Below are 19,988 nucleotides of genomic sequence, written 5' to 3' on the forward strand. Positions count from 1 at the left end.
GAGTGATCGCGAAGTGCTGAGGCGAGGCCTGAACCGGTGAACGTGCTGGACATCCTGCTGCTGGTCGCCGCCGTGTGGTTCGCGATCGTGGGCTATCGCCAGGGGTTCGTCGTCGGCATCCTGTCGGTGATCGGCTTCCTCGGCGGCGGGCTCGTCGCCGTCTACACCCTGCCCGTGATCTGGGACGCGCTGACCCAGAAGGCCGAGGTCAGCACCACCGCGGCCGTCGTCGCGGTCATCGTCGTCATCGTCTGCGCCTCCGTCGGCCAGGCCCTGACCACCCACCTCGGCAACAAGCTGCGCCGGTACATCACCTGGTCCCCGGCCCGCGCCCTGGACGCGACCGGCGGCGCTCTCGTCAACGTCCTCGCGATGCTCCTGGTCGCCTGGCTGATCGGCTCCGCGCTGGCCGGCACCACCCTGCCGACGCTCGGCAAGGAGGTCCGCAGCTCCAAGGTGCTCCTCGGGGTCTCCCGGGCGCTGCCCCAGCGGGCCGACACCTGGTTCGCGGACTTCTCCTCGGTCCTCGCGCAGAACGGTTTCCCGCAGGTCTTCAGCCCCTTCGCGAACGAGCCGATCAACGACGTCCAGCCGCCCGACCCGGCGCTCGCCTCCAGCGCGGTCGCCACCCGCGCCCAGCAGTCCATCGTCAAGGTCATGGGCACCGCCCAGAGCTGCGGCAAGGTCCTGGAGGGCAGCGGCTTCGTCTTCGGCGACCGCCGCGTCATGACCAACGCGCACGTGGTCGGCGGCGTCGACGAACCCACCGTCCAGATAGGCGGCGAGGGCCGCAAGTACGACGCCAAGGTCGTCCTCTACGACTGGCACCGCGACATCGCCGTACTCGACGTACCGGACCTGAGGGCGCGCTCCTTGCAGTTCGCCACCAAGGACGCCACGAGCGGCAACAGCGCGATCGTCGCCGGCTTCCCGGAGAACGGGTCGTACGACGTCCGTGCCGCGCGCGTGCGGGGACGCATCACGGCCAACGGCCCGGACATCTACCACCGCGGCACGGTCCGCCGCGATGTGTACTCCCTCTACGCGACCGTCCGTCAGGGCAACTCCGGCGGCCCGCTGCTGACGCCCGAGGGCAAGGTCTACGGAGTGGTCTTCGCGAAGTCCCTCGACGACCCCGACACCGGGTACGCGCTCACCGCGGACGAGATCCGGCCGGACATCGTCAAGGGGCGCAGTGCCAACGAGCAGGTGGACAGCGACAGTTGCGCACTCTGAGAGGTGTGCGGACTGACATGCGTGCCCTGTAGGAGATGGGCGCGTCAGCCTCGGGGATGACGCAGCCGTACCGAGACCCAGCGGGCCCGGCGGCGCAGAATGCGCGGGATCCCCACCCTGAGGTCTGTGCCCTGGAGTTGCGGGGCGCCCCGTTGGTGGGAGCTCAGACCGTGGTCCGAGCGGCGATTGCGTGCTGCGTCACTGTAGTCGTGCGTCCAGCCCATACCCCGACGTCTGCCCCTGCCCCAAGGTCGATAACCACCCCTTGGGGCCCCAATTGGCCTATGCGCGAGGCAAGTAGCCGTTCGTAGGACAGGTGTTCAGATGCGGATACCAGGCGCAGTCGACCGGTCACGCACAGGTCACGTTTCGGTCATGTATCGGTCAACGATCGGGTTCGGGATCCTTGAGCCAGTTGACGAGTTCGGTCGAGAAGACCACCGGGTCCTCCTCGTGCGGGAAGTGCCCGAGCCCGTCGAACAGCCGCCAGCGGTACGGCGCTTCGACGTACTCCCCGGACCCCGCCGAGCTGCGGGTGCGCAGCACCGGGTCCAGCGAGCCGTGCAGATGCAGCGTCGGCACCCGCACCGGCCGCTTCATGCGCCGGTTGAACTGGATGCCGTCCGGGCGTGCCATCGACCGCACCATCCAGCGGTACGGCTCGATCGAGCAGTGCGCCGTCGACGGGATCAGCATGGCCCGCCGGTACGCCTCGACCGCCTCGTCGTCCGGCAGGCTCGGGCCGGACCAGTCGCGGATCAGGGTGCCGACCAACTCGGCGTCATTGGCGAGGAGTTGCCGTTCGGGGAGCCAGGGGCGCTGGAAGCCCCAGATGTAGGAGCCGGCCGCCGTCTGCTTGACGTCGGAGAGCATCGCGTAGCGCCAGCGCCGGGGGTGCGGCATCGAGGAGACGGCGAGCCGGCGCACCAGCTTGGGGCGCATCGCCGCCGCCGTCCACGCGAGATAGCCGCCGAGGTCATGGCCGACCAGCGCGGCGTCGGGTTCGCCGAGGGAGCGGATCACGCCGGTGATGTCGAGGGCGAGGTTGGCGGGGTCGTAGCCGCGCGGGGTGCGGTCGCTGCCGCCGACGCCCCGCAGGTCCATGGCGACGGCCCGGAAACCGGCGTCGGCCAGCGCGCCGAGCTGGTGCCGCCAGGTCCACCAGAACTGGGGGAAGCCGTGCAGCAGCAGCACCAGCGGTCCGTCGCCCACCTCCGCGATGTGGAAGCGCGCGCCGTTGGCCGCGACATCCCGGTGGGTCACCTCGCGCCCGCCGGGAATGCCGAGCCGTACGACCGAAGCAGGTTGCGCCCAAGGATTGGCGGGGTCCGTCATGAGGACGAGCGTGCCACAGCCTCGATGGCTTCGGGGACGCGGTCCTCGATCGCGGGCCGCGGATGCGGCTTGGCGTTGCCGAGGACTCCCGCGGTCTCCTTCACCGAAGCGGCCACCTTCTGCGGGCCCTTGCTCTTCGAGGCCTTCTTGAAGAAGAGCACGCCCACCAGCCCGAGGACGATCGCGACGAGCACGTTCGCCGCGAAGGAGAGCAGGAAGCAGAGGGCCATGTTCCAGCCGCTCCAGGTGCGAATGCCGTACGCCAGCGCGAAGTTGAGCATCGGCAGGGAGAACAGCAGGACCACCGCGGCGACCGTGAACGCGCCGCCGCCCGCGACACCGCGCTTGACGTCCTGCTTGAGCTGCGCCTTGGCCAGTGCGATCTCGTCGTGCACCAGCGCGGACATCTCGGTCGTCGCCGAGGCGAACAGCTGGCCGATGCTGCGTTCGGCGCCGACCGGGCTGCCGTCGGGTGCGCTCATCGCGTACTCCCTCATCTGCATGTGTTTGTACCGTCTGGTCAGATCATGCCGGACCGTCGTTGTCCTCGCCTGCCCCGCCCGCCACTTCGGCAAGCCCGTGCCGCTGTTCCGCGGCCTTCTCCTCGGCGATCCTGCGGTGCTCGGCGGCCTTGCGGTCGTGGAGTTCGGCCATGCGCAGGTGGTACGCCGGGTCGTCCTGCTCGTAGATGTCGGGGATGCCGTCGAGGTCCTCGTCGCGCTCCTCGTCCTCGTACATCCTGCGGTACCTGGCGTTGCGCAGCTTGAGCAACACGGTCGCGCACAGGGCCGCTATGAGCGAGCCGACGAGGACGGCCGCCTTGACCTCGTCGGTGAGCATCTGGTCGCCGTCGAACGCGAGTTCCCCGATGAGCAGCGACACGGTGAAGCCGATGCCGGCCAGCGAGGCGACCGCGAACACGTCCGGCCAGGCCAGGTCCTCGCTGAGCGAGGCCCGGGTGAAACGGGCCGTCAGCCAGGTCCCGCCGAAGATGCCGACCGCCTTGCCGACGACGAGTCCGAGGACCACACCCAGGGTCTCCGGTTTCGTGAACACGTCACCCAACGCTCGCCCGGAGAGGGCCACTCCGGCGCTGAACAGCGCGAACAGCGGCACCGCGAGCCCCGCCGACAGTGGCCGCACGAGATGTTCGACGTGCTCCCCGGGGGAGTGCTTCTCGTCCTCGCGGGTGGTGCAGCGCAGCATCAGGCCCATCGCCACGCCCGCGATGGTCGCGTGGACGCCGCTGTTGTACATCAGCGCCCAGATCACCAGCGCGAGCGGGACGTAGACGTACCAACCGCGCACGCCCCTGCGCAGCAGCAGCCAGAAGACGGCGAGGCCGACGGCGGCGCCGGCGAGCGCGGCGAAGTCGATCCGGTCGGTGAAGAAGATCGCGATGATCAGGATCGCGAACAGGTCGTCGACCACGGCGAGGGTGAGCAGGAAGGCGCGTAGCGCGCTCGGCAGGGAGGTGCCGATCACCGCGAGGACGGCCAGCGCGAAGGCGATGTCGGTGGCGGTCGGCACCGCCCAGCCCTCCAGCGAGCCGCCGCCGGCGAGGTTGGTGAGCGTGTACACGAGTGCCGGTACGGCCATTCCGCACAGGGCCGCCACGACGGGCAGGGCGGCGGCCTTGGGGTCGCGGAGGTCGCCCGCGACGAGTTCGCGCTTGAGCTCGATGCCGGCGACGAAGAAGAAGACGGCGAGGAGGCCGTCGGCGGCCCAGTGGGCGACCGACAGGTGCAGGCCGAGGGCGGCGGGGCCGAAGTGGTAGTGGCTGACGCTCTCGTAGCTGTCGTGCAGCGCGGGGACGTTGGCCCAGATCAGCGCGCTGATGGCGGCGATCAGGAGGAGGACACCGCCGACGGTCTCGGTGCGCAGCGCGTCCGCGACGAAGTTCCGCTCGGGCAGGGACAGCCGTCCCAGTACTTTGCGGGCGGCGGTGGGGCGGGGCGCGGTCACGGGGAGACCTCCGGGGTGGCGGGCAGCACAGAGCACTTGCCGACCAGACTTCCCGGCACACCTTGGCGCGTTCTTGACGCTTTACTTAGCTTACCTAAGATGCGGCGGGATGGGCCCTGTGGATCTCACGTTATGCGCGAAAGGGGCGCCCGGCATGTTCGCCGCCGGGCGCCCCTTCTCGTCGTAACCGCAGGTCAGTCCTCGCTGGGCGCGGCCGGGAGCTTGTCCTGGATCAGGGTCATGACGGTGGAGTCGGTCAGGGTCGTGACATCGCCCAGCTGCCGGTTCTCCGCCACGTCCCGGAGCAGGCGGCGCATGATCTTGCCGGAGCGGGTCTTCGGCAGTTCGGCCACCGGGAGGATCCGCTTGGGCTTGGCGATCGGGCCCAGCACGCTGCCGACGTGGTTGCGCAGGTCGGCGACGAGGTTCTCGTCCTCGGCGTTCGCCGTGCCGCGCAGGATCACGAAGGCGACGATCGCCTGCCCGGTCGTCTCGTCGGCCGCGCCCACCACGGCCGCCTCGGCGACGGCGGGGTGGGAGACGAGCGCCGACTCGACCTCGGTGGTGGAGATGTTGTGCCCGGACACGAGCATCACGTCGTCCACCCGGCCGAGCAGCCAGATGTCGCCGTCGTCGTCCTTCTTCGCGCCGTCGCCGGCGAAGTACTTGCCTGGGAACCGCGACCAGTACGTGTCGAGGAACCGCTGGTCGTCGCCCCAGATCGTGCGCAGCATGGAGGGCCACGGCTCGGTCAGGACCAGGTAACCGCCGCCGCCGTTCGGGACCTCGTTGGCCTCGTCGTCGACGACCGTCGCGGAGATGCCGGGCAGCGGGGTCTGCGCGGAACCGGGCTTGGTCGCGGTCACGCCGGGCAGCGGCGAGATCATCATCGCGCCCGTCTCGGTCTGCCACCAGGTGTCCACGATCGGGGTCTTGTCGGCACCGATGTGCTTGCGGTACCAGATCCACGCCTCGGGGTTGATGGGCTCGCCCACCGAACCCAGGATGCGGAGGGAGGACAGGTCGAACTTCGCGGGGATGTCGTCGCCCCACTTCATGAACGTACGGATCGCGGTCGGCGCCGTGTACAGGATCGTCACCCCGTACTTCTGGACGATCTCCCAGAAGCGGCCCTGGTGCGGGGTGTCGGGGGTGCCCTCGTACATGACCTGGGTCGCGCCGTTCGCCAGCGGGCCGTAGACGATGTACGAGTGGCCGGTGACCCAGCCGACGTCGGCCGTGCACCAGTAGACGTCGGTCTCCGGCTTGAGGTCGAAGACGGCGTGGTGGGTGTACGCGGCCTGGGTGAGGTAGCCGCCGGAGGTGTGCAGGATGCCCTTGGGCTTACCCGTCGTACCGGAGGTGTAGAGGATGAAGAGCGGCTGCTCCGCCTCGAACGCCTCGGGCGTGTGCTCCGCCGACTGCCGGTCGACGATCTCGTGCCACCACACGTCCCGCTCGTCGTTCCACGCGACGTCCTGGCCCGTACGGCGGACCACGAGCACGTGCTCCACGCCGCTGTCCGCGCGGTCGACCGCGTCGTCCACGGCCGGCTTCAGCGCCGAGGGCTTGCCGCGCCGCCAGCCGCCGTCCGTGGTGATGACGACCTTGGCGTCCGCGTCCTGGATGCGGGTCGCGAGCGCGTCCGCCGAGAAACCGCCGAACACCACCGAGTGCGCGGCGCCGATCCGCGCGCAGGCCAGCATCGCGACCGCGGTCTCGGGGATCATCGGCATGTAGACGGCGACCCGGTCGCCCTTCTGAACTCCCAGTTCCAGCAGGGCGTTCGCGGCCTTGGAGACCTCGTCCTTCAGCTCCGCGTAGGTGATCGAGCGACTGTCGCCGGGCTCGCCCTCGAAGTGGATGGCGACCCGGTCGCCGTTGCCCGCCTCGACGTGCCGGTCCACGCAGTTGTACGCCACGTTGAGCGTGCCGTCCTTGAACCACTTGGCGAACGGCGGGTTCGACCAGTCCAGCGTCTCGGTCGGTTCCTGCGCCCAGCTAAGGCGGCGGGCCTGCGCGGCCCAGAAGCCGAGCCGGTCAGCCTTGGCCTGCTCATACGCCTCCGCCGTGACATTGGCGTTCGCCGCCAGGTCGGCGGGGGGTGCGAACCTGCGCTCCTCGCGCAACAGGTTGGCCAGGCTTTCGTTGCTCACGGCATCTGCCTTTCCCAGGGTGTCCGTTGTGTCCCGGGCCAGCTCATCAGACCCGGGGGTCCGATGACAAGGGTCGCCGAAATATTGGTTTAGACCTGTCATCGGACCCAGGGCCGGAGACGCCTGGCGAGGGTCTTTCGTACCCACGGACGCCGGGTGAACCAGGTTCAGGCAGACATGTCCGCCACCCCCACCCCGTCGAACAACCCGCCCCCGTCCGCCTCGGTCAGCAAGTACGCCTGCGCCTCGCCGACATGGAAATACATCCCGTGCAGCTCCAACGCCCCCTCCCGCAAGGCCCGGGCCACGGACTCGTGCCCCCGCAGATGCTCCAACTGCTGCACCACATTGGTCAGACACAGCTGCTCCACGGCGTCGGCGGGCGCCCTTCCCGCCAGCCGCGCCCAGGGCCGGCCGTCGTCGGCCATCCGCTCCAGGCTCGGCACCCCGTGCCGCAGCCACCGCTTCAACGGCGTCCGGGCGCTCCCGGGCTCGGAGTTGAGCAGCGCCTGCATGGCCCCGCATCCGGAGTGCCCGCACACCGTGATCGATCTCACCCGCAGCACGTCCACCGCGTACTCGATCGCCGCGGCCACCGAGTCGTCCCCGCTCTCCTCGCCGGGCGGTGGCACGAGGTTGCCCACGTTCCGCACGACGAACAGGTCGCCGGGACCGCTTGAGGTGATCATCGACGTCACCAGCCGCGAGTCCGCACAGGTCAGGAAGAGCTGTGAGGGCCGCTGCCCTTCCCTGGCCAGCCGGGCCAGCTCGCCCCGCACGAGGGGCGCGGTGTCGCGCTGGAACGCGCTGATGCCACGGGCCAGTTGGCTGCCGGCGGTGCTGGTGCCGGTGCCGGTGCCGGAGCGGGGGGTGCCGGTGTTGGTGGGGGTGCCTGTGCCCGGGTTGCTCGGCCCGGCGGTGCCGGGGTGGGTTCCTTCGTCTGCGCCGGGGTTGGGTACGGCGCCGGGGTGGGTTCCGGTCCCGGGATGGGTTCCAGTGCCAGGGCCGCTTGGCTCGGCGGTGCCGGGGCTGTTCGGCTCGGCGGTGCCCGGCGCGGGGCGGTCCGCAGGCTCGTCCGTCGGGTCGGCCGGGTGTCCGCCGGCCGGGGTGGAACGCCGGTGGTCGCACTGGTGGTTGCGCCAGGGCGTCCAGGGGTGGCAGCGGCAGATGGTGGACGTCGTCGGCCCGCCGGTCGGGGTGTCGGCCGTGGTGCGGGCCGGAGCCTCGGTCGTCGTACCGCTCGTCGCACCGGTCGCGGTGTCGGCCAGTGCCGCCTCGAACCCGGTGCGGTCCGAGGCTGTGTCGCGAACTCCCATGCGGCGTCCGGTCAGTTCGGCCGTGCCCCCGCGCGCGGTGTGCGAGTTCTGCCAGTCCTGCAGTGACTCGTACGCCGCGTGGTCCATGAACGAACCGTCCAACTCCACGACGACGTGGGTGCCCTGGGGTACGAGATGCAGGGTGCGGCTGAGCCGCGGCACCGCGAGGAACGTCAACTGCCCTCGGACGTGTACGTGATGGACTCCTTCCTTCTCGTCGTGCGTGATGCGGGTGTGGGCAAGGCGGTTGAGCGCGACGGCCACGGCGACGGTGACGCCGAGGAGCACGCCCTCGAGGACGCCGAGGAAGACCACGCCGAGGGTGGTGACGGCGTAGACCAGGACTTCGCGGTGGCGGGTCACCGTGCGGATGTGGTTCAGGGACACCATCTGGATGCCGACGGCCATCACGAGTGCGGCGAGCGAAGCGAGGGGGATCAGCTCCAGCACCGGGACCATCAGCAGCGCGGCTACCACTACGAGAACGCCGTGCAGCATCGTGGAGTTCCGGCTCACGGCACCGGCTTGCACATTCGCCGAACTCCGTACGGCCACGCCCGCGACGGGCAGTCCGCCGAGCGTGCCGGAGACGATGTTCGCGGCGCCCTGGCCGAGCAACTCGCGGTTCAGGTTGGAGCGCCCGACGCGGGCGGAGAGCCCGGGCTGTCCGGCGACCAGCTTGTCCACGGCGACCGCGCCGAGCAGCGACTGCACGCTGCACACCAGCGTGGTGGTGAGGACGGCGGCGGCGATGCCGAGCGCCGGGCCCTCGGGCAGGCCGGCCAGTGCGTGACTGCTCCAGGACGGCAGGTCGACCTTGGCCAGGCTCAGCCCGGTGAGGGACGCGGTGAGGGTGGCTCCGGCGACGGCGACGAGCGCGGCCGGGATCTTGCGCATCAGCTGTCCGAGCCGGCCAGGGACGCGCGGCCACAACAGCAGAAGGGCCAGCGTCAGCACGCTCATCGCCACGTCGGCGGGGTGCACGTCCGCCAACTGGGCGGGCAGCGCGCGGAGGTTGGCGAGGACCGAGCTCTGGGGGGTGCCGCCCAGCACGATGTGCAGCTGGGCGACGGCGATGGTGACACCGATGCCGGCCAGCATGCCGTGCACGATCGCGGGGCTGACGGCGAGCGCGGTGCGGGCCACGCGCAGGCAGCCCAGGGCGAGTTGGGCGAGGCCCGCGAGGACGGTGACCGCGCAGGTCGTACGCCAGCCGTAACGGTGGATCAGGTCGGCGGTGACCACGGTGAGCCCGGCGGCCGGGCCGCTGACCTGGAGGGGGCAGCCGCCGAGCCGGCCGGCGACGAGCCCGCCCGCGGCGGCGGCGACCAGGCCGGCCTGGAGGGGCGCGCCGGTGGCGAGGGCGATGCCGAGGGACAGGGGCAGGGCGATCAGGAAGACCGCGATGGAGGCCGACACGTCGGCGCCCGCGATCCGGAAACGGCGGGGCGGGGACGGCGGCGGGCTGTGGGGCTGGGGGGCGCGCTTCGTCCGATTCTGATGCGAGTCGGTGGCGCGGGTGGGTACGCAGGCTGACATGTCTTCCCGTCTCCTCCGGGGCAGCGCGGTCGCGGAACTGGTGGTCCCCGTCGATGGCGGGGGTCGGTCGCGGCCGTGGGTCACGGCGTGCAGCGGCGGGATTTCTCAACGCTCGGTAAATGGATCGTAATGCAGAGTAAAGGTCAAGCATAGGGATTGCGGGCAAATGGGCGAATAAGTCACCTCGTGGAGTGAAGTGGAAATTTCATCGGCTTGTCGTACTAATCCCACCTTCGGCCCCGTGCGACCTTGGCGGCGCTGTCGGGACTCCCGGCACATCGCCAGAGAACGCCCTGACCGGCGTCGGTCCGAACGAAGGAAGAAGGTGGGCGGACATGGCCGCCACCCAGAGGATCACCGCGGGCGCCGTGATCGCCGCGGCCTGTGCCGCGTCGCTCGCCGGTTGCGCGATCGGTGACAACGGTTCCCCGCAGGGAGCGCACGGTCCGCACAAGGCGGCGCCCGCCCCGGCACCCAAGAGCGGAGTCCGCCTCATCGGGGACGGCTCCACGTCGTACACCGGAGCGCAGCCGCATCTGCCCAGACCCGAGCGGCTCAAGCCCGGTCAGAAGCCTCCGCAGTTCGTGGTCTTCTCCTTCGACGGCGCCGGCGAGGACAGCCAGAAGCTGTTCTCCCACTTCCGCAAGGTCTCCAAGGCCAACCACGCGAACATGACGTACTTCCTCAGCGGCGTGTACATGCTGCCGGAGGACAAGCGCGACCTCTACAAGCCCCCGGAGCACTCGCCGGGCGCCTCCGACATCGGCTTCAACGACGAGCAGGGCATCTCCGACACCGTGAAGCAGCTGCGCCTGGCGTGGCTGGAGGGCAACGAGATCGGCACCCACTTCAACGGCCACTTCTGCGGCAAGAACGGCGGGGTCGGCGAGTGGTCGGTCGCCGAGTGGAAGAGCGAGATCGCCCAGGCGAAGCAGTTCGTGAAGACCTGGAAGACCAACTCCGGGATGAAGAAGGCGTCTCCGCTGCCCTTCGACTACGACAAGGAACTGGTCGGCGCCCGCACGCCCTGCCTGGAGGGCCAGGCCAACTTCATGAAGGCGGCCAGCCAGTTGGGCTTCCGCTACGACACCAGCGGGGTCAACGAGCAGATGTGGCCCAAGAAGAAGGAGGGGCTGTGGGACCTGTCCATGCAGCTCGTCCCCTTCCCGGGCCACTCCTACCAACAGTTGACCATGGACTACAACTTCATGGTCAACCAGTCCGGCACGCAGACCCAGGGCGACCCCGACAAGTACGACCAGTGGGGCGACGAGATGCGTGACGGCCTGCTCAAGGGCTTCGACCGCGCCTACGACGGCAACCGCGCGCCCCTGGTCATCGGCAACCACTTCGAGTCCTGGAACGGCGGCACCTACATGCGTGCCCTCGACGAGGTCATCGAGAAGGTCTGCAACAAGTCCGAGGTGCGCTGTGTGTCCTTCCGGGAGCTGGCCGACTGGCTGGACGCCCAAGACCCGCAGACCCTGGCCAAGCTGCGTGGCCTGAACGTCGGTGAGGCACCGAAGGAGGGCTGGACGTCCTTCCTGACCGGCCGCCCCGCCCCGGCCCCGAAGGGCGTCCCCGGGGCGCCGGCGGTCAAGCAGTAGGCAGTCCCGGGAGGGCCCGCCGCGCGGGTGGCGTCACGCGGTGGCGGTGACGCTCTCGCCGAGCACGAAACCGGGGTCGATCTGCGCCGCCAGGTCGGCCCCGGTGCGCTCGTTGCCCCAACTCTGCGCGTTCTTCAGGTGGAAGTGCACCGTCTGGCGCGTGTAGCGCTCCCAGTCCCGCAGTGCGTACGTCGCGTCGGCGGCGACCTCCAGCAGGCGCAGGGCGCGGCGGTTGGCGTCCTCCAGGAGCTCGAACCGGGGCGGCCGGCCCTTCTCCATGGCACGCACCCAGTCCGAGTGCCCCACCGTCACCAGTAGGTCGTCCCCGACCTCGGCGCGGAGGAAGTCGAGGTCGTCCTGGTCCCGCACCTTGTTGCCGACGACCTTGAGGACGACTCCGAAGTCGCGGGCGTACTCCTTGTACTGGCGATAGACGGAGACTCCCTTCCGGGTCGGCTCGGCCACCAGGAACGTGATGTCGAAGCGGGTGAACATGCCGGAGGCGAAGGAGTCCGAGCCCGCCGTCATGTCCACCACCACGAACTCGTCCCGCCCGTCCACCAGGTGGTTCAGGCAGAGCTCCACCGCTCCCGTCTTGGAGTGGTAGCAGGAGACCCCAAGGTCGGCGTCGGTGAAGGGGCCCGTGACCATCAAACGGACGGTGCCGCCGTCGAGTTCCACCGGTCGCGCGCAGGCGTCGTAGACCGGATTGTCCTCGCGCACCCGCAGCAGCCGGGAGCCCTCTCCGGGCGGGGTGGTTTTGATCATCGTGTCGGCGGAGGCGATGCGCGGGTTGGTGCCGCGCAGGTGGTCCTTGATCAGCGGGAGGTGTTCGCCGAGGGCGGGCAGTGCGGCTGCCTCCGCCTCGTCCAGGCCGAGGGCGGGGCCCAGGTGCTGGTTGATGTCGGCGTCGACGGCGACGACGGGTCGGCCGGTGGCGGCGAGGTGGCGGATGAACAGGGAGGACAGGGTGGTCTTCCCGCTGCCGCCCTTCCCGACGAAAGCAATTTTCATGTTCACGAAGAGTAGTCGTGACCTTGCTCTACGTGGCAGGTGTGCGTGAAGAAGACCACTCCATCGTGGGGCGGACCCCGGGGATGGCTACTGTCGTACTCATGAGTACGACAGACGCGACCGCCGATCCGCTCGCGGCCCTGGGCACGCTGCCCGGAGTGCCCGAGGCCGTGGAGTCCATGCGCAAGGCCGTGGACCGGGTCTACGGGCACCGGGTCATGCGGCGTCGCAGCAACGAGCTCACCGCCGAGGCGGCCCTGCGCGGGGCGCGCGGTTCGGCCGCGCTGTCCGGGGCCGACTGGGCCCTCGAAGAGGTGCGCCGGCGTACCGACTTCAGCGGCGACGAGGAGGCGCGCACCATGGGCGCGGCCCTCCGGCTGTCCGCCGAGGCGGGCCAACTCCTGTCCATCTGGCGGCAGTCGCCCCTCCGGGTGCTCGCCCGGCTGCACCTCGTGGCGGCCGCGAGCAACGACGACACGGTCGGGCGGCCGCGGCAGCAGGGGGAGGCGGTTCACGAACCGCTCGTCGAACTGCCGTTGCCGGGCGCGGCCGAGGTGTCCGGGCGGCTGGACGGACTCGCGGACCTGATCATCGCGGGCGGCTCGGCACCGGCGCTGGTGACGGCCGCCGTCGTGCACGGCGAACTGCTCGCCCTGCGCCCCTTCACCTCCCGCAACGGCCTGGTCGCGCGCACCGCCGAGCGGATCGTCCTCATCGGCAGCGGCCTCGACCCGAAGTCCGTCTGCCCTGCGGAGGTCGGCCACGCCGAACTGGGGCGCGCTGCCTATCTCGCCGCACTGGACGGGTACGTGTCGGGCACCCCGGAGGGCATGGCCGCCTGGATCGCGCACTGCGGCAAGGCGGTCGAGCTGGGGGCGCGCGAGTCGACGGCGGTGTGCGAGGCGCTCCAGCGCGGCGCTGCTTAATAGCGCGCTTTCATATGAAAAAAGCCCCCTACAGGGGGGCGATCACAGGGTTGCGGCGGTACGAGGATTCGTACCGCCGCTGGCATGATCCACCGGGTTACCAAGCGTCCTCGAAATATTGCCCATCAGGTCGGGAACTTGGCCCGTCACCTGGTGCGGCTGGCCCGTAATCGACGGGTCGACGTCGCGTGGGTGCTCGATGTTCATGCGCGGTCCGTGGGGCCAAATGCGGTATTAAGGTGATCCTTTCGGATGTCCTTGGTCTCGCGGGCCGTTGAATCCTTTGTACTCCTGGCCCGGAGGAAGCGGAACCCCTCGCCGCGCTTCTTTACTTTTACGTTCAAAGGGTCACCAACCGTCCTAAACGGTCGCCGCCTTGCGTCGGCTCGCGTACCAGACGAGCCCCGCCGTGGCCGCCGCCGCACCCACCGCCGCGGCCACCACCAGCGCCGGGCGGGGCGGTACGGAGAGCGTGGGCAGCCGCTGCTTGAGCCGCACCGGGCGGTTGAAGTCCAGAATCGGCCACCCGCGCGCGACTGCCTCGCGGCGCAGCGTGCGATCCGGGTTCACGGCGTAGGGGTGGCCCACGGACTCCAGCATCGGCACGTCCGTCGCCGAGTCGCTGTAGGCGAAGCAGCGGTCGAGGTCGTACCCCTCGGACTGCGCCAGCTCTTTGATCGCCTCGGCCTTCGTCGGGCCGTACGCGTAGTACTCCACCTCGCCCGTGAAACAGCCGTCGTCGCCCACGACCATGCGGGTCGCCACCACCCGGTCCGCTCCCAGGAGTTCACCGATCGGCTCGACCACCTCGGCGCCCGACGTGGACACGATCACCACGTCCCGGCCGGCCGAGTGGTGCTCCTCGATGAGGGAGGCCGCCTCGTCGTAGATGATCGGGTCGATCAGGTCGTGCAGCGTCTCGGCGACGATCTCCTTGACCTGCTGGACGTTCCAGCCGCGGCAGAGTGCGGACAGGTACTTGCGCATCCGCTCCATCTGGTCGTGGTCGGCGCCACCGGTGAGGAAGACGAACTGCGCATAGGCGGTCCGCAGGGCGGCCCTGCGGTTGATCAGTCCGCCTTGGTAGAAGGACTTGCCGAAGGTGAGCGTGCTCGACTTCGCAATGACCGTCTTGTCCAGGTCAAAGAAGGCTGCTGTGCGGGGCAAGGAGTGGTTTTCCACAACCCAGAGCATAGGCGCAGCCCATTCGGCGTAAGGTGAGGCGCGTGGGTTTGCCTGAGAGGCCTCTCGGGTACACCATGGAAGTCACGGATCGTTCGCGACCGTGCTAACGCGGTCCGGCTCCTCCCCCCCCGAGTCGGCCGTGAAGACGACCCCCACTCTCCCCCCCGGTGGGGGTCGTCGCATGTCCGGACGCGTTTTCGCTCCCTGCACGTGGTCGTGAGACCAACCCGAGGCGGCTGATGCCGCCTTTTTTCATGCCCAGAACCCGTCACTGTGCGTAGTCGGTGGACTGCGCTGCGGAACTCGCACAGAGGCCAGTACAGGGGTCACCGGTATGGGTGAAGGCGATATTCACAGGCCCTGAGTTGTCCACAGTTTTTGACCAAGATCCACACGATTTCCGCGATGCCCGCACCGTGATTCCAACGCGTCCTCGCTCGCGCCGAGTTCATGGGCCCGTTCCGTTTGTCGGACGCGTTTGGCCGGTTTCTGTCGGCCGTGCATAAGAGGGCCGATCGCCGGTTCTCCGCACGTTTGGGAATCGCGTGGCCGCAGGGGTGACGCGAGAGACATCGATGGGGGATGCAAAACATGGCCGGAACTGTCACAGGCGATCCGCGGCCCGCCGCCGGAGGACGACAGGGCGGACCGCTGATCGTCACCGAGGACGCCGACCTCCTCGACGACCTGCTGCGCCTGTGCGCGGCGGCCGGCGCGACACCCGAGGTCCACCACGGAGTGCCGGAGCGCAGGGGCGACTGGGAGACGGCACCGCTCGTCCTGGTCGGCGACGACGCGGTCCGACGGGTGCGCGGGGCGGCCCGCCGGCGCGGGGTGGTGCTGGTCGGCCGCGACCAGGACGACTCCGGGGTCTGGCGGCGGGCCGTCGAGATCGGCGCCGACCACGTCCTGATGCTGCCCGACGGCGAGCAGTGGCTGGTCGACCGCATCGCCGACGTCGCCGAGGGCGTCGGCCGCCCCGCACTCACCGTGGGCGTCATCGGCGGCCGCGGCGGGGCCGGGGCGTCCACGCTGGCCTGCGCGCTCGCCGTCACCTCCGCGCGTGAGGGGCTGCGCACCCTCCTGGTGGACGCGGATCCGCTGGGCGGCGGACTCGACGTACTCCTCGGCGGCGAGACGGCGGAAGGCCTGCGCTGGCCCGCGTTCGCCGCCTCGCGCGGCCGGGTCGGCGGCGGCGCCCTGGAGGAGTCCCTCCCCGAACTGCACTCGCTCCGGGTGCTCAGCTGGGACCGCGGCGACTGCGTCGCCATCCCGCCGCAGGCGGTACGGGCGGTGCTCGCCGCCGCCAGGAGGCGCGGCGGCACGGTCGTGGTCGACCTGCCCCGCCGCGTCGACGACGGCGTCGCCGAGGCCCTGGCCCAGCTCGACGTGGGCCTCCTGGTGGTCCCCGCCGAACTCCGCGCCGTGGCAGCGGCCGGCCGCGTCGCGTCCGCCGTCGGCATGGTCCTGCGCGACCTCCGCGTGGCCGTACGCGGCCCGTACGCCCCCGGCCTCGACGACCGCGAGGTGGCCCGCCTCCTCGCCCTGCCCTTGGCCGGGGAGGTGCCCGTGGAGTCCGGGCTGCTGCGACCGCACGAGGGCAAGTCCCCACCGGGGACGGCGGGGAAGGGGCCGCTGGCGCGGTTCTGCCGGGAGTTCCTGGAGCGGGCGCTGGTCGAGGCGGGTGGCGTATGAGGGGGCTGGTGGGGAGCGGTGCCGGGGCTTCCGGGAGTGGTTCGCCGAGCGCGTCGAGGGGCGCGACTTCGGGCTCTTCTTTTGGAGCCGGTGCTTCGGCGGGTGCACCGGTGGGTGGGGCTGCCGGGCTTGAGCCGGTGCGGGACTCGGGGCGCTGGGCTTCGGGTGGCGGTGGGCCGGAGATGCCCGCGGGGCTGCTCGACGGGGTGCGCCGGTGGCTGGCCGAGAGCGGGGGTGAGCCGACGCCCGCACGGGTCGCTCAGGCGCTGCGGGAGCAGGGGCGGGTGCTGGGGGACGCCGAAGTGCTGGGCGCCGCCGAGCAGTTGAGGTCGGAGCTGGTGGGCAGCGGCCCGCTGGAGTCCCTGCTCGCCGACCCCTCCGTGACCGACGTCCTCGTGTCGGCCCCGGACCGGGTGTGGGTCGACCGGGGCGGCGGCCTGGAGCTGACCGGCGTCTCCTTCCCGGACGCGGCAGCCGTACGCCGCCTTGCGCAGCGGCTGGCCGCGGTGGCCGGACGCCGGCTGGACGACGCCCGCCCCTGGGCCGACGCCCGGCTGCCCGACGGGACCCGACTGCACGCGGTGCTGCCCCCGGTGGCCGTCGGCTGCACCTGCCTGTCGCTGCGGGTCGTACGACCGCGCGCGTTCACGCTCGGCGAGTTGGTGACTGCGGGCACGGTGCCGCCGGGCGGGGACCGCATCCTGCGGGCGCTGATCGAGGCACGGCTCTCGTTCCTGATCAGCGGCGGTACGGGCAGCGGCAAGACGACGTTGCTGAGCGCGCTGCTGGGACTGGTCGGACCGGGGGAGCGGGTCGTACTGGCCGAGGACTCCGCGGAGTTGAAACCGGACCATCCCCACGTCGTACGGCTGGAGAGCAGACCCGCCAACCAGGAGGGAGCCGGGCTCGTCACCCTCCAGGACCTCGTCCGCCAGGCACTCCGGATGCGACCGGACCGGCTGGTCGTCGGCGAGGTGCGCGGCCCGGAGGTCATCCACCTCCTCGCCGCGCTCAACACCGGCCACGAGGGCGGCTGCGGCACCGTCCACGCGAACGCGGCGGCCGACGTACCGGCCCGCCTGGAGGCCCTGGGTACGGCCGCTGGCCTCGACCGGGCCGCGCTGCACAGCCAGTTGGCGGCCGCGCTGTCGGTGGTCCTGCATCTCGTACGGGACCGGGCCGGGCGGCGACGGATCGCCGAGGTGCATGTCCTGGAGCGGGACGCGTCGGGGCTGGTGCGGACGGTGCCGGCGCTGCGGTGGGGGGTGGAGGCGTTCGCGTACGAGCGGGGGTGGGAGCGGTTGCGGGAGCTGATTCGGGGTGGCGGTGAGGCGGGTTAGGGGTGGGCGGTGGGCTGGGTGCGGTGCGGGAGTTGGGCGGTGGGAGTGGGGCGGAGTGGTGATGGGCGTGAGTGCGGGACGGGTCGCGGTGATGGCGAGTGGGAGTGGTCATGGGTGAGGTGTCGGGCGGGGTGGTCGTGGTGTGTGTCGGGGTTCTGGTGTGGCTGATGGGTGGGCGCCAACCCGGGGCTCGGCGGGCCGAGTTGCTGTTCGCGGGTGGTGGGGGCGTGGGTGTCGGACCGCCCTCGTGGGAGCGGGCCTTCGGTGAACTGCGGCGGATCCGGAGGCGGTTGAGGGTCGAGTGGTGGGCGCTCGGGGTCGGGTTGGTGGTCGCGGTGTTGGGGGCCTCGGTGGTTCCGGTCGTCGCGGGGGCGGTCGGGGTGCCGTTGCTGCGGCGGGTGCGGGTCGCCGGGGAGGCACGGCGGGCTGGGGAGGTGCGCGGGGACGCGGTGATCGCGCTGTGCTCGACGCTCGCCGGTGAGGTGCGGGCCGGGCGGCAGCCGGGGGAGGCGTTGCTGCGGGCGGCGCAGGACTCCGGTGGGCTCGGTGAGGCGCAGGCCGCGGTGTTGGCGGCGGCACGGTTCGGCGGGGATGTGCCGGGCGCGCTCACCTCGGCGGCGCGACAACCGGGCGCGGAGGGGCTGTTGGGACTGGCCGCGTGCTGGCGGGTCGCCGTGGATCAGGGGGCCGGGCTCGCGGCGGGACTCGACCGGCTCGAAGGGGCGTTGCGTGCCGACCGGGATCAACGGGCTGATCTGCGCGCCCAGTTGGCGGGGGCTCGGGCGACCGCGGTGATGCTCGCCGGGTTGCCGGTGCTCGGGCTGTTGCTGGGGGCGGCGATGGGGGCGGATCCGTTGCGGGTGCTGCTGCACAGCGGAGCGGGGTTGGGGTGCCTGGTGGTCGGGGGGTTGCTGGAGGGGCTGGGGTTGTGGTGGGCGATGCGGATTGTGCGGGGGGTGGAGGCGGCGTGAGCGGGGGTGGGGTGGGGCTCGGTGGCGGTAGTTGGCCGGAGTGGGAGTCGGAGTCGGAGGCGGGAGGTCGTATGAGCGCGGAAGTTGTCCACAGGCTGGGGGTGGCCCTGGGGGCGGTGTTGGCCGTGGGGTGGTTCGTGTGGTGGCTGGAGGGGGTCCGGCGTGAGCGGAGGGCGCGGCGGAGGCTGGCTGGGCTGCTGCTTCGGGAGGTGCGGGAAGCGCGGCAAGTCCGGGAAGTTCGCGAGGGCCGGGGACCACTCGGAATCCAGGGGGCGCGGGGAATCCAGGGAGCGCTCGGCATCCGGGGAGCGTCGGGATCCCGAGGAGGTCGGGAAGCCCGCGAGGTTCCGGAAGGTGCGTCTGGTGGGCCGCGCTTCGGGGCTCGGGACGTTGCCCGGCGGTGGTTGCCCGTGGCCGGTGTGGTGGGGGCCGGGTGGGTGGTGGTCGGCGGGGTTGTCGGGGTCGTGGTCGGCGGGGTCGTCGCCGGTGGGCTGTGGCAATGGCGGCGACGGCAGGTGGCCGGCGACACCGGCGCCGAGCGCGATGCCGCCACCGCCGCCCGCCAACTCCCCCTTGCCGCCGATCTGCTGGCCGCCTGCATCGCCGCCGGTGCCTCGCCGGTGATCGCCTCCCAGGCGGTGGGGGAGGCGCTCGCAGGGCCCGTGGGAGAACGGCTGGCGCGGGCCGCGGCGGAGGTGCGGCTCGGTGGCGAACCGGCCGATGCCTGGCGGAGGTTGGCCGCGCTTCCGGGTGCGGGACCGCTGGCCCGGTTGCTCGAGCGGGCCGACGAGTCGGGGCTCCCCGCCGCCGGACCGGTCGCGCGGCTCGCGGCGGAGGCTCGTGCCGACTGGACCCGTACCGCGACGGCACGGGCGCGGCGGGCGGCCGTTCTGATCACCGCGCCGGTGGGGCTGTGCTTCCTGCCCGCGTTCATCGCGGTCGGCGTACTGCCCGTGGTGATCGGGCTCGCGGGCGGAGCGGTGGGAGGGGGTGGTGACTGACGGGCGGAGCGCGGCGGTGACGGACGTACGACGAACGACGACCTAGCAAGCAAGTGAACTGACAAGAACCTCACGGGGGTTGAGATGTACAAGGCAGTGCAGGCGATGCAGGCAGTGGCGGTACGGGGTGTGCGAGCGGTGCGGGCGAGGTGGGGTGCGGCTGCGCGTCGGGACGCGGGGATGGCGACCGCCGAGTACGCGATGGGGCTGGTCGCGGCGGTGGCGTTCGCGGTGGTGCTCTACAAGGTGGTGACCAGCGGGGTGGTCAGCGAGGAGTTGCAGAGCATCGTGAAGCGGGCTCTCGATGCGCAGGTGTGAAGGCCGGGGCGGGGACCGGGGGTTCGTGACGGCGGAGGCGGCCGTGGTGCTGCCGGTGCTGGTGATGTTCGCGATGGCGCTGGTGTGGGGGCTGTTGGTGGTGGCCGCGCAGATCCAGTGCGTGGACGCGGCCCGTTCGGGCGCCCGGGCGGCGGCTCGGCAGGACCCGGCCGAGGCGGTCGTCCAGGTGGTCCGGGACACGGCACCGCGCGGCGCGAAGGTCACCGTCGGCCGGGAGGGCGACCAGGTCCATGTGGTCGTCGTCGCGAAACCGCCGGTGTTGAGCGGGCTGCCCTTCGAAGTGCGGGAGGAGGCCGTGGCGTTGGCGGAGGAGACGGTGGGCGAGGGGAGGGCGGGGCCGTGAGGCGGCGGATCGGGGCGGGG

The 19,988-nt window shown here is 71.2% G+C and carries 18 protein-coding genes; 9 read left to right on the top strand and 9 right to left on the bottom strand.

Going from position 1 to position 19,988, the window contains the following annotated elements; genetic code table 11:
• Positions 1 to 36: 36 nt before the first annotated feature.
• Complete coding sequence (locus OHT77_RS24775; RefSeq protein ID WP_328830673.1) at positions 37 to 1,236, top strand: MarP family serine protease; 1,200 nt, start codon at positions 37 to 39, stop codon at positions 1,234 to 1,236.
• Between the two features lie 44 nt (positions 1,237 to 1,280).
• On the opposite strand, the gene OHT77_RS24780 is transcribed toward OHT77_RS24775, so the two are convergent.
• The 6 genes from OHT77_RS24780 to OHT77_RS24805 form a co-directional block, all read right to left on the bottom strand.
• Entirely contained in the window at positions 1,281 to 1,460 is a 180-nt protein-coding gene (locus tag OHT77_RS24780; protein ID WP_078623198.1) for a hypothetical protein, read from the bottom strand.
• Positions 1,461 to 1,620: 160 nt separating this feature from the next.
• A complete protein-coding gene (locus OHT77_RS24785; protein ID WP_328830674.1) occupies positions 1,621 to 2,571 on the bottom strand; it encodes an alpha/beta fold hydrolase in 951 nt (316 codons plus the stop codon).
• Positions 2,568 to 3,053, bottom strand: a complete 486-nt coding sequence (locus OHT77_RS24790; RefSeq protein ID WP_328830675.1) for a phage holin family protein — start codon at positions 3,051 to 3,053, stop codon at positions 2,568 to 2,570. Before OHT77_RS24790 ends, OHT77_RS24785 begins: the two co-directional genes overlap by 4 nt.
• 43 nt (positions 3,054 to 3,096) lie before the next feature.
• Positions 3,097 to 4,536 carry a Na+/H+ antiporter NhaA gene (nhaA, locus tag OHT77_RS24795; RefSeq protein ID WP_328830676.1) on the bottom strand — a complete coding sequence of 480 codons (1,440 nt, stop codon included), beginning with the start codon at positions 4,534 to 4,536 and terminating at the stop codon, positions 3,097 to 3,099.
• 194 nt (positions 4,537 to 4,730) lie between these two features.
• The gene (acs, locus tag OHT77_RS24800) at positions 4,731 to 6,692 is read right to left on the bottom strand and encodes an acetate--CoA ligase (protein WP_328830677.1); all 1,962 of its coding nucleotides are present in this window, start codon (positions 6,690 to 6,692) and stop codon (positions 4,731 to 4,733) included.
• A gap of 167 nt (positions 6,693 to 6,859) precedes the next feature.
• Complete coding sequence (locus OHT77_RS24805) at positions 6,860 to 9,547, bottom strand: bifunctional SulP family inorganic anion transporter/carbonic anhydrase (RefSeq protein WP_328830678.1); 2,688 nt, start codon at positions 9,545 to 9,547, stop codon at positions 6,860 to 6,862.
• Positions 9,548 to 9,882: 335 nt separating this feature from the next.
• On the opposite strand from OHT77_RS24805, the gene OHT77_RS24810 reads away from it, so the two are divergent.
• Positions 9,883 to 11,154, top strand: a complete 1,272-nt coding sequence (locus OHT77_RS24810; RefSeq protein WP_328830679.1) for a hypothetical protein — start codon at positions 9,883 to 9,885, stop codon at positions 11,152 to 11,154.
• Positions 11,155 to 11,187: 33 nt separating this feature from the next.
• Here OHT77_RS24810 and OHT77_RS24815 read toward each other — a convergent pair whose 3' ends face one another.
• The gene (locus OHT77_RS24815) at positions 11,188 to 12,168 is read right to left on the bottom strand and encodes an ATP-binding protein (RefSeq protein WP_328830680.1); all 981 of its coding nucleotides are present in this window, start codon (positions 12,166 to 12,168) and stop codon (positions 11,188 to 11,190) included.
• A gap of 101 nt (positions 12,169 to 12,269) precedes the next feature.
• Between OHT77_RS24815 and OHT77_RS24820 the strand changes: the two genes are divergently transcribed.
• Positions 12,270 to 13,094, top strand: coding sequence for an oxidoreductase (locus OHT77_RS24820; RefSeq protein WP_328830681.1), 825 nt, complete (start codon positions 12,270 to 12,272; stop codon positions 13,092 to 13,094).
• A 42-nt stretch (positions 13,095 to 13,136) separates the two neighbouring features.
• On the opposite strand, the gene OHT77_RS24825 is transcribed toward OHT77_RS24820, so the two are convergent.
• Positions 13,137 to 13,301 carry a hypothetical protein gene (locus OHT77_RS24825; RefSeq protein ID WP_266769908.1) on the bottom strand — a complete coding sequence of 55 codons (165 nt, stop codon included), beginning with the start codon at positions 13,299 to 13,301 and terminating at the stop codon, positions 13,137 to 13,139.
• 153 nt (positions 13,302 to 13,454) lie between these two features.
• On the bottom strand, positions 13,455 to 14,288 hold the full coding sequence (locus OHT77_RS24830) for an HAD family hydrolase (protein ID WP_328830682.1): 834 nt from the start codon (positions 14,286 to 14,288) through the stop codon (positions 13,455 to 13,457).
• A gap of 582 nt (positions 14,289 to 14,870) precedes the next feature.
• On the opposite strand from OHT77_RS24830, the gene ssd reads away from it, so the two are divergent.
• The 6 genes from ssd to OHT77_RS24860 all read left to right on the top strand — a co-directional run bounded on the left by ssd (position 14,871) and on the right by OHT77_RS24860 (position 19,968).
• Positions 14,871 to 15,974 carry a septum site-determining protein Ssd gene (gene ssd / locus OHT77_RS24835; RefSeq protein WP_328830683.1) on the top strand — a complete coding sequence of 368 codons (1,104 nt, stop codon included), beginning with the start codon at positions 14,871 to 14,873 and terminating at the stop codon, positions 15,972 to 15,974.
• A gap of 182 nt (positions 15,975 to 16,156) precedes the next feature.
• Entirely contained in the window at positions 16,157 to 17,314 is a 1,158-nt protein-coding gene (locus OHT77_RS24840; RefSeq protein ID WP_328830684.1) for a TadA family conjugal transfer-associated ATPase, read from the top strand.
• Between the two features lie 110 nt (positions 17,315 to 17,424).
• Positions 17,425 to 18,285, top strand: coding sequence for a type II secretion system F family protein (locus OHT77_RS24845; protein WP_328830685.1), 861 nt, complete (start codon positions 17,425 to 17,427; stop codon positions 18,283 to 18,285).
• A 71-nt stretch (positions 18,286 to 18,356) separates the two neighbouring features.
• Positions 18,357 to 19,286, top strand: a complete 930-nt coding sequence (locus OHT77_RS24850) for a type II secretion system F family protein (RefSeq protein ID WP_328830686.1) — start codon at positions 18,357 to 18,359, stop codon at positions 19,284 to 19,286.
• Between the two features lie 84 nt (positions 19,287 to 19,370).
• Entirely contained in the window at positions 19,371 to 19,604 is a 234-nt protein-coding gene (locus OHT77_RS24855; RefSeq protein ID WP_328830687.1) for a DUF4244 domain-containing protein, read from the top strand.
• The gene (locus tag OHT77_RS24860) at positions 19,591 to 19,968 is read left to right on the top strand and encodes a TadE family type IV pilus minor pilin (RefSeq protein WP_328830688.1); all 378 of its coding nucleotides are present in this window, start codon (positions 19,591 to 19,593) and stop codon (positions 19,966 to 19,968) included. Before OHT77_RS24855 ends, OHT77_RS24860 begins: the two co-directional genes overlap by 14 nt.
• Positions 19,969 to 19,988: the final 20 nt, after the last annotated feature.

Source organism: Streptomyces sp. NBC_00252 (genome assembly GCF_036187565.1).
GTDB lineage: Bacteria > Actinomycetota > Actinomycetes > Streptomycetales > Streptomycetaceae > Streptomyces.